General features: G+C 69.3%; 11 protein-coding genes. 5 read left to right on the top strand and 6 right to left on the bottom strand.

Features of this window, described 5'->3' with window-relative positions; translation table 11 throughout:
* Positions 1-205: 205 nt before the first annotated feature.
* Positions 206-925 (bottom strand): folate-binding protein, encoded by a 720-nt coding sequence (locus Q0O97_RS08115; protein WP_294927146.1) that lies wholly within the window; start codon positions 923-925, stop codon positions 206-208.
* 9 nt (positions 926-934) lie between these two features.
* Complete coding sequence (locus tag Q0O97_RS08110; RefSeq protein ID WP_294927143.1) at positions 935-2,686, bottom strand: ATP-binding cassette domain-containing protein; 1,752 nt, start codon at positions 2,684-2,686, stop codon at positions 935-937.
* Positions 2,687-2,861: 175 nt separating this feature from the next.
* Between Q0O97_RS08110 and Q0O97_RS08105 the strand changes: the two genes are divergently transcribed.
* On the top strand, positions 2,862-4,034 hold the full coding sequence (locus Q0O97_RS08105; protein ID WP_294927140.1) for an aminotransferase class V-fold PLP-dependent enzyme: 1,173 nt from the start codon (positions 2,862-2,864) through the stop codon (positions 4,032-4,034).
* A 5-nt stretch (positions 4,035-4,039) separates the two neighbouring features.
* Here the strand turns inward: Q0O97_RS08105 and Q0O97_RS08100 are convergent, their stop codons facing one another.
* From Q0O97_RS08100 to Q0O97_RS08085, 4 genes are read right to left on the bottom strand one after another with little or no spacing between them, the layout of a single operon-like run.
* Positions 4,040-4,813 (bottom strand): heme ABC transporter ATP-binding protein, encoded by a 774-nt coding sequence (locus tag Q0O97_RS08100; protein WP_294927137.1) that lies wholly within the window; start codon positions 4,811-4,813, stop codon positions 4,040-4,042.
* Positions 4,810-5,883 (bottom strand): iron ABC transporter permease, encoded by a 1,074-nt coding sequence (locus Q0O97_RS08095; RefSeq protein ID WP_294927134.1) that lies wholly within the window; start codon positions 5,881-5,883, stop codon positions 4,810-4,812. The genes Q0O97_RS08100 and Q0O97_RS08095 overlap by 4 nt, the downstream gene beginning before the upstream one ends.
* A complete protein-coding gene (locus Q0O97_RS08090; protein ID WP_294927131.1) occupies positions 5,870-6,745 on the bottom strand; it encodes an ABC transporter substrate-binding protein in 876 nt (291 codons plus the stop codon). The genes Q0O97_RS08095 and Q0O97_RS08090 overlap by 14 nt, the downstream gene beginning before the upstream one ends.
* The gene (locus tag Q0O97_RS08085; RefSeq protein ID WP_294927129.1) at positions 6,742-7,782 is read right to left on the bottom strand and encodes a ChuX/HutX family heme-like substrate-binding protein; all 1,041 of its coding nucleotides are present in this window, start codon (positions 7,780-7,782) and stop codon (positions 6,742-6,744) included. Before Q0O97_RS08085 ends, Q0O97_RS08090 begins: the two co-directional genes overlap by 4 nt.
* Positions 7,783-8,070: 288 nt before the next feature.
* Here Q0O97_RS08085 and exbB point away from each other — a divergent pair, with 288 nt between their 5' ends.
* The 4 genes from exbB to glpD all read left to right on the top strand — a co-directional run bounded on the left by exbB (position 8,071) and on the right by glpD (position 12,412).
* A complete protein-coding gene (exbB, locus tag Q0O97_RS08080) occupies positions 8,071-9,375 on the top strand; it encodes a tonB-system energizer ExbB (RefSeq protein WP_294927126.1) in 1,305 nt (434 codons plus the stop codon).
* 3 nt (positions 9,376-9,378) lie between these two features.
* Positions 9,379-9,873, top strand: a complete 495-nt coding sequence (gene exbD / locus Q0O97_RS08075) for a TonB system transport protein ExbD (RefSeq protein ID WP_294927122.1) — start codon at positions 9,379-9,381, stop codon at positions 9,871-9,873.
* Positions 9,870-10,688 carry a TonB family protein gene (locus Q0O97_RS08070; RefSeq protein WP_294927119.1) on the top strand — a complete coding sequence of 273 codons (819 nt, stop codon included), beginning with the start codon at positions 9,870-9,872 and terminating at the stop codon, positions 10,686-10,688. Before exbD ends, Q0O97_RS08070 begins: the two co-directional genes overlap by 4 nt.
* 194 nt (positions 10,689-10,882) lie before the next feature.
* A complete protein-coding gene (gene glpD / locus Q0O97_RS08065) occupies positions 10,883-12,412 on the top strand; it encodes a glycerol-3-phosphate dehydrogenase (protein WP_294927116.1) in 1,530 nt (509 codons plus the stop codon).
* The last annotated feature ends 24 nt before the right edge of the window (positions 12,413-12,436 follow it).

The raw sequence follows: 12,436 nt of genomic DNA, 5'->3' as shown, positions 1-12,436 counted from the left end.
CGATCGTACCGATGTTGACGTGCGGTTTCGTACGTTCAAACTTTGCCTTTGCCATCATGGCCTCCTGTCGAGGGGACGCGCGCACCGATGAAGTCCCCGTGAATCATCCGCCGCGACTTAAAATCGCGCGGGGGAAAAATCAAGGGTCAGCGGTCATTCCGCGACATTCCCCGCGACGGGCGAGGCTTTCGGGACCCTTTCGCCGTCACGGCACGATCCGCGCCGCCCCCGCCGCCAGCCCGGCGCCCATCCGGTCGAAGCGCAGCCATGCGATGGCGCGGGGGCCTGCGCGGGTGAAAAGCATCCCCGCCTCGCGCCCGTCGGGCATGGTGATCGGGGTGCCGGGGGGGGCCTCGCCCTCGATGCCGACGGTGACCAGCCCCTTGCGCAGTTCGGTCTTGTGCTTCATGCGCGCCGTGACCTCTTGCCCGACATAGCAGCCCTTGCGGAAATCGACGCCGTTCAGGCGGTCGAACCCGGCCTCCAGGATGAAGGTCTCGTTCGGGATCAGCTCGACCAGCGATTCGGGGATGCAATGTTCCACCCGGATCGCGTCGAAATCGGTGCCGTCATCGCCGTCCTCGGTCCCGTAAAGCCGCCAGCCGAGCGCGGGGTGGCGCGGGTCGGGGATGGCGCCCTCGGGCGCGGGGCCGGTGCCGCGCCGCACCTGCAAGGCCGAGGGCGCGATCGTCACATCGGAACGCAGCTTGTACATCGACAGCCGCCGCATCAGGTCCCCCGACAGGCGGGCGTCCACGTCGATCAGCAGCGTCTCGCCCCGCGGGACGATCAGGAAATCGGCCAGGTATTTGCCCTGCGGCGTCAGCATCGCCGCCCAGACGGGGGCGCGACGCACGTCGTTTGTCACCAGCCCTTGCAGGAACTCGACCCGGTCCCGCCCGCCGACCTCAAGGATATGTCGCATCGTCAACGCTCACTTTCCGAATTGCAGCCGGACCAGCGCCGCATAGGCGCCGCCCGCCTGCATCAGTTGGTCATGGTTGCCCTGTTCGACAACCCTGCCCCGCTCGATCACGACGATCCTGTCGGCGCGGTGGATGGTGGACAGGCGGTGCGCGATGACAAGGGTGGTGCGCCCGACGGCCAGCTTGTCCAGCGCCTCTTGCACCAGCTTTTCGCTATGGGCGTCCAGCGCGCTGGTCGCCTCGTCCAGCAGCAGGATGGGCGCATCGCGCAAGAGCGCGCGGGCGATGGCCACGCGCTGGCGCTGCCCCCCCGACAGGGCCGAGCCGCGCGGCCCCGCATGGCTGTCCAGCCCGAGCGGCAGGCGGTCGGCGAAGTCGCTGACATGGGCGGCCTGGGTCGCCGCGCGCAGCAGGGCGTCGTCGGCGGGACGCCCCAGCAGGATATTCTCGCGCAGGGTCTCGTCGAAAAGCGCGGCCTCCTGGCTGACGGTGGAAAACTGGTCGCGCAGGGTGCCCAGGTCGTAGTCCTGCACCGGCACGCCACCCAGCAGCACCTGCCCCGATTGCGGATCGACCAGCCGCGTCAGCAGGTTGAAGACGGTGGACTTGCCCGCCCCCGACGGCCCGACCAGCGCGGTGGTCTTGCCGGGTTCGGCGGTAAAGCTCAGCCCGTCCAGCACGGTGTTTTCGCCGTAGGACAGGCGCACGTCGCGCAATTCGATCCCCATATCGTCGGGGGGCGCGGTGCGGGGACCGGAAAAGATCCGGGGCCGCATGTCCAGCACCGCATAGATACGCTCGAGCGAGGCCGCCGCCGACTGCCACGTTCCCGCCAGCGCGCCCAGCCTGCGCAGCGGCTGGAAGGCCAGCGCCATCGCGGTGAAAAAGGCCATGAAGTCCCCGACCGTGCGCTGGCCCTGCGTCACCTCGACCCCGCCAAGGGCCAGCACGCCGACAAAGCCCAGCCCCGTCACGATATCGACCAGCGCGGGGATGACCGATCCCATCGCCGTCATCTTGACCTGCCCGCTGCGGATGCGGTCGACGATGGCGCCGAAGCGTTGGGACTGGTAGCCCTCCATCCGGTTCAGCTTGACGGCGGCGATGCCGTGCAGCACCTCGTCCAGCCGGGTCGCGCGCTGGCTGGAGATGTCGCGGTTCTGCCGCATCTTGCGCCGGATATAGCGTTGCACCACCGCCATCGGCAGGATCAGGATCGGCGCGCCCACCAGCGCGATCAGTGTCCAGCGCAAGTCGATGGCGACGGCCACGGCCAAGAGCGAGCCAAGCGCCACGATATCGCGCCCGATGCCCGAGATGAACGTCTGCCACACCCCTTGCACGGCAAGGCTGTCGCCCTGCACCCGCTCGATCAGCGCGCCGGGGGGGTTGGTCTGGAAGAAGCCGCCGTCCAGCGTCATGATGTGGTTCAGCATGTCCTTTTGCATCAGCGTGGACACCGACAGCGAAACCGAGGTCATCAGCGCGCGGTTGATCACGAAGGTCACCGCACGGATCACGAAAAGCGCGAATATCGCGCCGCCGACCCACCAGATCGCGCTGGTGTCGCCGCCGACGAAGACCCGGTCGAACAGCGGCTTGAGCATCCAGCTCAGCATTCCCAGGGTCGAGCCTTCGATCACCAGGAAAGCCAGCGCCAGCGCGATCCGCGCCCAATAGGGCCGCAGGTAGTCGCGCCACATGCGCCCGAAAAGGGTCGAGACGGTCGGACTGGCCGATTTGCCGGTTGCCTGCGCCATGCTGTCCCTGCCCTTTTTTCGGTGGCTTCAGGCTGACAGGGATAAGCGCAGCCGATAACCGGGGCAAGCGCGGGCACGCAAAAAAGCCCGCGCCGCAATCCCGTTGACCGGCGCGCGCAACCGTCCTACCGATGGGCGCACGACGATTCAGACCCCCCGTTTTCAGGCACTTGCCATGAGCTTTTCCCAAGGCCGCCCCTTTCTGGCGATCCCCGGCCCTTCGCCCCTGCCCGATCCGGTGATCCGCGCGATGGCGCGCCCCTCGCCCGATATCTACGGGCCGGAACTGGCCGGCCTGAACGCGCGGACCGCCCGGCAGTTGAAGCGGCTGGCGGGAACGGGCGCCCATCTTGCCGCCTATATCGGCAACGGCCATGCCGCGTGGGAGGCCGCAAACGCCAACATGCTGAACCGGGGCGAGCGGGTTCTGGTGCTGGTGTCGGGCCATTTCGCGCAATCCTGGGCGGACAATGCCGAGGCCCGCGGCATCGTGGTCGAGCGGATCGAGTCCGGCCCCGCCGCCCCCGATCCCGGCCAGCTTGCCGAACGGCTGCGGCAGGACCCTGCGCATCTGATCCGCGCCGTCCTGGTCTGCCATATCGACACGGCCAGTTCGGTCCGCGCCGACATTCCCGCGCTGCGCGCCGCGATGGGCGACCATCCGGCGCTGCTGGCGGTGGATGCCATCGCCTCGCTTGGCTGCGACAGGCTGCTGATGGACGAATGGGGGATCGACGTGCTGGTCTCGGCCAGCCAGAAGGGGATGATGGCGCCGCCGGGGATGGGGTTCGTGTGGTTCTCGGACCGGGCAAGGGCGCGGGGGCGCACCGACCTGACGACGCCCTATTGGGAATGGACCGCCCGCGCCGATGCGCGGGAATCGTGGCAATACTGGGGCGGCACGCCCCCGGTGCAACTGGTCCACGCGCTGGAAACCGCGCTGGCGATGCTGCTCGACGATGAAACCCTGCCCGCCGCATGGGCGCGCCACGAAGGGCTGGCGCAGGCGACATGGGCCGCCATCGACGCATGGGGGGCGGGCAATCCCGGCATTGCCCATGTCGTGGCCGATCCCGCCGCCCGCGCCCGCGCGGTCACCGCGCTGACCTTGCCCGGCGCGGCGGGGTTGCGCGCATGGGTGCAGCAAAAGGCGGGGCTGACGCTTGGCATCGGTCTTGGCGCCAGCGATCCCGAAAACGCCATGCGCATCGCCCATATGGGCCATGTCAGCGCCCATCAGCACCTTGGCACGCTGGCAACGATCCAGGCCGGGATGCAGGCGCTGGACATTGCCCACGGCTCGGGCGGGGTCGAGGCCGCGGCCAGCGTCATCGCCCGCCTGTCCTGACCTTGCTAAGCAGCGGCGTGGGGCAGCACCCAGATCCCGCTTTCTGGGACGCGGTTGACATGCAGCGTGCAGCCATAGGCGCGGCCAAGGATGCGGTCGGTCAGCACCTCGCACGGGGTGCCGTCGGCCAGCACCTCGCCCGCCATCATCAGCGTGATGCGGTCTGCAAACATCGCCGTCAGGTTCAGGTCGTGCATGACGGCAACGACGCCACCCCCGCGCCGCGCGTAATCGGCGGCAAGGCGCATCACGGTCAACTGGTGGGCGATGTCCAGGCTGCTGACGGGTTCGTCCAGAAACAGCCAGCGCGGCCCCTCGGGCGAGGTGGGCTGCCAGACCTGCGCCAGCACGCGGGCAAGCTGGACGCGCTGCTGTTCGCCCCCCGATAGCTGCTGATACAGCCTGCCCGCGAAATCCGGCAGGCCCACCGCCGCCAGCGCCGACAGGATCAGCGGATCGGCCCGCTCGCCCCGCGCATCCAGTCCGATGCGCACGACCTCGGCCACGGTGAAGGGAAAGGACAGCGGCGTCGATTGCGGCAGCACGCCCCGGATGCGGGCCAGCGCCTCGGGCGTCATGTTGCGCAGGTCGTGGCCGTTCAGCGAAATCCGCCCCTCGGCCGCAAGCTCGCCCGTCAGGGCGCGCATCAGCGTGGTCTTGCCCGATCCGTTGGGACCGACGATGGCGGTGAACTGCCCCGGCTGCGCGCGAAAGCCGATGCCGTGCAGGATCGGCTTGCGGCCAAGCGAGACCCTTATGTCACTTGCGATCAGGCTCATAGGTCCACCAGATTGCGGTTGCGCAGCAGGATCCACAGGAAGAACGGCCCGCCGATGACGGCGGTGACGATGCCGATGGGCAGTTCCGCCGGCGCGACGATGGTGCGGCTGACGATATCGGCCACCAGCAGCATGCTGGCCCCCAGCAGGCCCGAGTTCACCAGCAACCAGCGGTGGTCCGGCCCGGTCAGCAGCCGCAGCAGATGCGGCACCACGATGCCGACGAAGCCGATCCCGCCCGAGATCGCGACCGCCGCCCCCGTGGCCCCCGCGACGGTCAGGATGGCGGCGTTCTTGACCCGTTGCAGGCGGATGCCGCTGTGGATGGCGGCGGCCTCGCCCAGGGCCAGGCAGTTCAGCCCGCGCGCCAGCATCGGCGCAAAGCACAGCGCCACGGCGATGACCGGCCCGGCAGCGGCGATCTTGGCCCAGCTTGCCCCGGCAAGCGAGCCAAGCCCCCAAAAGGTCAGGTCGCGCAGCTGGTTGTCGTCGGCCATGTAGATCACGATCCCCGACAGCGCCGCCGTCAGCGCGCCAAGCACGATCCCCGCCAGCAGCATCGTCGCGATCGAGGTCCGCCCGCTTTGCGTCGCGATCCGGTAGAGGATCATCATGCTGAGCCATCCCCCGGCGAAGGCCATCGCGGGAACAAGGTGCCAGCCGAAGAAGGCACCGACGGCGGCGGGCAGGCTGCCGCCAAGCACGATGGCCGTGATCGCGCCAAGGCTTGCGCCCGCGCTGACGCCGACAAGGCCCGGATCGGCCAGCGGGTTGCGAAACAGCCCCTGCATGATCGCCCCCGACATGGCCAGCGCGGCGCCGACCATGATCCCCATGACCATGCGCGGCAGGCGGATATTCACGATCACGATGCGGTCCTGCAAGGACAGTTCCTGTCCGCTCAGCAGCTTGCCCAGAACCCCGAAGAAGGACGTCCCCGACGCCCCCCAGCCAAGCGAGACGACCGCCATGCAGCACAGCAGCAGCACCAGCCCGGCGCAAAGCGCGCGGGCGCGGTGGCTGCGGTCGCCCTCGATCCGCCGCATCGCATGGGTGTCAAGCGCCACCATCGCCGTCCTCGCCTTCATTGCCGTAAAGCGCCCGGTGCAGTTCGACCGCAGCCTCGGCGGTGCGCGGGCCGAAGCCCAGAAGCAGCAGCCCGTCCATGTGGATCAGCGCGCCGTCGCGGGCGGCGGGTGTCGGCGCGAAGGCGGGCATCGCCAGCACCTCGGCGCTGCCCGACGGCGGCCCGCCCCGGCTGCGGTCCATCATCAGGATCACGTCGGGCGCGGCTGCCGCGATCGCCTCGTCCGTGATCTGCTTGTAGCCCTGCACGCCCGAGATCGCGTTCCGGCCCCCCGCAAGTGCGATGATCGCATCGGCCGAGGTGCCCTCGCCCCCCGCCATCACCCGCCCGCCCTGCGTTGACAGCACGAACAGCACGCGCCGGGGATCGTCCTGCCGGGCATTGCGGCGGGCGACCTCGTCCAACTCGCCGCGCAGCCGGTCGGCCAGCGCCTGCCCCCGTTCGGGGACGCCAAGCGCCTCGGCGATGGTGGTGACCTTCAGCGCGATGGCTTCGCCGTCGAAGCCGTCGGGCACCTCGACAAAGGGGATACCGGCGGCCTTCAGCACGGCGATGGCCTCGGGCGGACCCGAACCTTCGTCGGAAAGGATCAGGTCGGGACCGACCGACAGCACGCCTTCGGGCGACAACTGCCGCATATAGCCGACATCGGGCAGTTCCAGCGCCTGCGGCGGATAGCCCGAGGTCGTGTCGCGCCCGATCAGCCGGTCCTGCTGGTCCAGCGCAAAGACGATCTCGGTCACCGTGCCGCCAAGGGACAGCACGCGCGAGGCGTCCTGGTCCTGCGCCAGACCCGGCAACGCCGACAGCAGGGCGACCGAAGCGGCAAGCGCAAGCCGCCTCATTCCGCCGCCTCGGCCAGCTTGGGCAGGCTGGTGGTCAGCCGCACCCATGCGTCGTGATCGCCGCCCTTTTCGGGACGCATGCCGAAGCATTGGAAGATCAGCCCGCCCTCGGCATCGAAAGCCTCGACCGACAGCGCCGGGCCGCGCCTAGTCGGCTTGTCGACCAGCCACACCTCGGCCACGTGATCGCCGCGCAGATGCAGGTTGAAGCGCGGGTCCATGACGTTGATCCACGGACCCATCGGCCGCAGCGAATGGACCGGGCCGGAATGGATCTCGATACAGCCCATGTTGCCGACGAACAGCATGACCTGCGTGCCGGTCTGGGGCAGCAGGTCGAACAGGCGCGAAACCGCCCCGACCGCCAGCGGCACCGCCAGGGGCGCACCCGCGATGCGATAGGCGCCAAGCCGGTTCATCTTCAGCCGCCGCACCAGCGTGTTGAACTGGTGCGTGTCGGTCATGGCGCGCCATTCCTGCCGCAGCGTCTCGGCCTTTTCCGGGGGCGATTTCGCCGGTTCGACGGGCGCGCGGGGACCGAATTCCGCCGCATCCGACTGGTCGAACAGGGCAAGCCCGCGCTTGAGCGATTCCCACGCGGCCAGGTCCGAAGTGTCGCGCAAGTGGACCTTGTGGACCGCATCCCCCGCCGCGTCGAACACCTGGACCGAGCGGCGGATGCCCTGTTCGCCCTGCGTCTCGACCGCGAAGGCATGGCTCCAGTGGCGCGGGAAGATGCGCAGGTCGATTTCCGCATCCAGCGTCATCGCCGCATGCTCGCCGTCGTGGAAGTCGTTGTAGGTGCCCACCTTCTCGATCACGCAAGAGCGGTTTCGCGTCAGGGCCATCACCTCGCCCAGGAGATGCACCGCCGGGATCAACCGGCCCGGCGTCGGGTCGATGCGCAGGTTGCCATGCCCGACATGGGCCGCGACCAGCGCGGCCTCGGGCACGCCAAGCCTGTCCGCAAGGTCGAAGGGGCGGCCCGTATCCTGTTGTTTCAACTGGCGCAATTCGGCGGGGGAATATCGCGGCATCATCATGTCCTGTTTCGCTTTTTCGGCACTGGCGAGTTCAGGGGCGCGCCCGGAACGGGGCGCGGCGATCATGGCTGGGTGCCCGACAGAAATACTTGGGATAAGGTTTCGATGCAAGCGGGCTATCCGCCCTTGCAAAGCGCGCCGAATAGTTGACAATTTTACATGGGCAGTTGATACGGGCGTGCAAACCCATGCGGCCGAGTCCGATTCCGCACGCAAAGGCACTGATTTCGACGCTATGTCCACGGGGCCGCAGGGCCGTGGGACGTAAGGAAAAGGAAGACCATGACCGATCAGCCGATATCGCGCCGCGCCGCGAAGGCCACAGCCGTGACACTGGCCTGCCTGCTGATGGCAGCAAGCCCCCTTGCCGCGCAGGACACCGCCCCCGAGGCGGGCCCCTCGACCGGCGACGCGGGAATTGCAACCGATATCACCCCCGAACCGGCACCGGCGGAAGGCGCGCCGGCGGTGACGACCGATCCCGCCCCCGCCCCGGTCGAGACAGGACAAGAGGCTGGAACGCCTGCCGAAACTCCGGCCGAAACGGCTGCGCCCGCCGACGCCGCCCCTGCCGACGCGGCACCCGCCCAAACCGCCCCGGCAGATGCCCCCACCGAGACGACGGCCGGGGCACCCGCGACCGATCCGGCAACAGCCCCCGCCGAACAGTCCCCCGCCACTCAGGACGCCCCGCAAACGGCTGCGCCTGCCGCCGATACCGGCCCCGCACCGGAAACCCCCGCGACCGCGACGCCCGAAACACCCGCAGCCGAAGCACCGGCAACCGCCGTCCCGGTCGAAGCGCCGGTCGAGGAACCCGCCGGCGAGGGCATCCCGTTCCTGCCCGATTCGGTCCAGCGCGCCATCGCGCCCCTGCTCGAACAGCCCGCGCGCGACCCGAACCTGCCCCATGACCTGTCCCCGCTCGGCATGTATCAACAGGCCGATATCGTGGTTAAGGCAGTGATGATCGGGCTGGCCTTCGCCTCGATCGTGACCTGGACCGTGCTGCTGGTGAAATCCTTCGAGATCTGGCGCGCCTCGGGCAATGTCGCCCGCGCCCGCCGCCGGATCGAGGACGCCCGCGACCTGCCCGACGCCCTGCGCGGCGTGGGCCGCCGCCGCGACCCGGCCTCGCGCATGGTGCAGCTTGCGATGAAGGAATACGAACGCTCGCTGCCCGCGATCACGCAAAACGGCGGCGAGGACGGGCTGAAGGAACGCGTCGCCTCGCATCTGGACCAGGTCGAGACGCAGACGGGCCGCAGCGTCACGCGCGGCACCGGGCTGCTGGCGACGATCGCCTCGACCGCGCCCTTCGTCGGGCTGTTCGGCACCGTCTGGGGCATCATGAACAGCTTCATCGGCATCGCCGAATCGCAGACCACCAACCTGGCCGTCGTTGCGCCGGGCATCGCCGAGGCGCTGCTGGCCACCGCCATCGGCCTGGTCGCCGCCATCCCGGCGGTGGTGTTCTACAACGTCTTTGCCCGCTGGATCGCGGGTTACCGCCAGCGCCTGTCCTTCGCCTCGGCAGGGGTGCAGCGCCTGGTCAGCCGCGACCTCGACTTCCGCAAGGGGGCCTGAGCGATGGCCGGATTCCGCAAGACCAAGGGCATGGGCGACGATCTCGAAGAAAACAACGAGGTCAACGTCGTCCCCTTCATCGACGTGATGCTGGTCCTGCTGATCATCTTCATGGTGGCCGCGCCGCTGGCGACGGTGGACGTGAACATCGACCTGCCGGTGTCCAACGCGACTCCGGCGCAGCGGCCCGACCAGCCGATCTACCTGACCGTCCAGCCGGACCTGACCGTCAACCTCGGCAACGATCCCATCCCGGCGGGCGGCTTGCAGGCCGCGCTGGACCTTGCGACGGGGGGCGACCGGGAAAAGCGCATCTTCCTGCGCGCCGACAAGGTCGTGGCCTACGGCGACCTGATGGAGACGATGAACGAATTGCGCCGCTCGGGCTATCTCAAGATCGCCCTGATGGGGCTTGAGGCCGCGCCGACCGATCAGGTCGGGACCGAGGCGGGCACAGGCACGGGCGCGGCGGATGCAACCCAGGGGGAAACGCCATGAGTTCCGCAGGCAGGCAGTGGATTCGCGACGGGCTGGCATGGACGGCGGCAGGCGCGCTGGTTTTCAGCGCCCATGTCGCCACTGCCGCCTGGCTGATGCGCAACGCCGAGGCCGCGCAGGTCGCGGGCATGCCCGACCCGGTCTTCGTCGACCTGGCCCCCTATGCCGAGGCCGCCGCCCCCCTGGACGACCACGAATCCGAGGATCTGCAAGAGGTGGTCGAGGAAGAACCGGAACCCGAACCCGAACCGGAGCCGGAACCCGAAGAACTCGTCGAACCGCTGGAACTGCCCGAACTGGAACCGATGCCGGACATGAGCTCAATCTTGCCGCCCCCGCCGGATGCGGTGGTGCTGCATCGCTCGGAACGTCCGCGCGCGCGCCCCGAGCGCCGCCAGCCGCCCGAACCGCGTCAGGTCGAACGCCGCGAACCCCAGCCCGAACGCCGCCAGCAGCAGCAACGCGCCTCGACCGCGGCGACGCAGGTGCAGGCGCCGCAGGGCCAGCGCAGCGCCGCCCCGCAGCAGGGCAACGCACCGACCGCGCAACAGCGGGCAAACTGGCAGCAGCAGATCCAGGGCCGCGTCGCGCGCCACATGCAGCGCGCCAATGTCGGACGCGCGCGCGGGCTGACCACTACGGTCAACGTCACCATCTCGGGCAATGGCAGCGTGGTCGGGGCGCAGATCGCCGGATCGACGGGCGATGCGCAACTGGATGCGGTGCTGGCCCGCCAGGCGCAGCGGCTTCCCCGCCTGCCGCCGCCGCCAAGCGGGCAGCAAACGAACATGGCGATTCCCGTCAGGATCCGCTGATTGCCCAAGGCCCCGCCCCTTTTGGCGGGGCCTTTTCGCAGGCGGGCGGCAGGCGGACCCGGACGGCGTTGCCGACCCGTGGGAACCGGCCCCGGATCACGGCAAGGCGCCCGGCCGGGACAAGGTTCGTTTTGACATTTCCTTCGCCGCGTTGGACTACCTTGGTGGAAGGCCATTCGCGCAAAGGCAAGGACGTGACATCGGATATCTTCATCATCGGCGGCGGCATCAACGGCTGCGGCATCGCCCGCGACGCGGCGGGGCGGGGCCTGTCGGTCACCCTGGCCGAGCAGGGCGACCTGGCGCAGGCGACCTCCAGCGCCTCGACCAAGCTGTTCCACGGCGGGCTGCGCTATCTGGAATTCCTGGAGATCCGCCTCGTCCGCGAGGCCCTGCGCGAACGCGAGGTCCTGCTGCGCGCCATGCCCCATATCGCGCGGCCCATGCGCTTCGTGCTGCCGCTGGACCCGGAGATGCGCTTCGAATCCGATACGCCGGTCTCGCGGATGCTGGCGCGGGTGATGCCCTGGGCGCGGGGCCGCCGTCCCGCCGCGCTGATCCGGGCGGGGCTGTTTCTCTACGACCACCTGGGCGGCCGCAGGATCCTGCCCGGCACCACCGCGCTGGACCTGCGCCGCGCGCGCGAGGGCGCGCCGTTGCAGGACCGGCTGGCGCGGGCCTATGAATACAGCGACGTCTGGGTGGACGATGCGCGGCTGGTGGCGCTGAATGCGCGCGACGCGGCGCAAAGGGGCGCACAGGTCCTGACGCGCGCCCGCGTCACCCAGGCCCGGCGCCGGGACGGGCTGTGGCATGTCACCTTGCACGATGGCCGGACATATCGGGCGCGGGCGCTGGTGAATGCCGCCGGGCCGTGGATCGGCGATGTCATCCATGACGTGATCGACCTGCCCACCCGCCAGTCGGTGCGGCTGGTGCGCGGCAGCCATATCGTCGTGCCGCGCCTTTTCGACCACGACAAGGCCTATTTCTTCCAGGGACCCGACGGGCGCATCATCTTTGCGATTCCGTGGCAGGGCGACCTGACGCTGATCGGCACCACCGATCAGGACCATCCCGACGCCTCGGCCCCGCCGACCTGCACGCCCGAGGAACAGCAATATCTGTGCGATTTCGCCAGCCGCTATTTCAAGCGCCCGGTGACGCGCGACCAGATCGTCTGGACCTATTCGGGGGTGCGCCCGCTTTACGACGACGGGGCGTCCTCGGCCACGGCGGCGACGCGGGACTATACGCTGGCGCTGGATCAGGGGGGGGATGACGCGCCCTGCCTCAATATCTTCGGCGGCAAGATCACGACCTACCGCCGCCTTGCCGAACATGCGCTGGAAAGGCTGGCGCCCTTCTTTCCGGCGGCCAGCCCGGCATGGACGGCGGGCGTTCCCCTGCCCGGCGGCGATTTCGCCGTGGATGGCGTGGACCGGCTGGCGCAGGAATTGCAGGAGCGTCACGCCATTACCCCCGCCCATGCGCTGCGCATGGTGCGCGCCTATGGCACCGACGCCCGCACCATCCTGGACGCTCCGCAGGGCCGCGATTTCGGCGCCACCCTGTCCGAGGCCGAATTGCGCTGGATGGTCCGCCACGAATTCGCCCGCAGCGGAGAGGACGCGCTGTGGCGCCGCTCGAAGCTGGGGCTGCGGCTGGACGAGGCGCAGGCGCAGGCCGTGGACGGTTGGATGCGCGAAAACGCCGCCGGTTGACAGGCCCGCGCCCACGCGGAACAT

Source organism: uncultured Paracoccus sp. (assembly GCF_945915435.1).
Lineage (GTDB): Bacteria > Pseudomonadota > Alphaproteobacteria > Rhodobacterales > Rhodobacteraceae > Paracoccus.
Note: the sequence above shows the minus strand (reverse complement) of the source record. Positions and strands in the feature narration are given on the sequence as shown.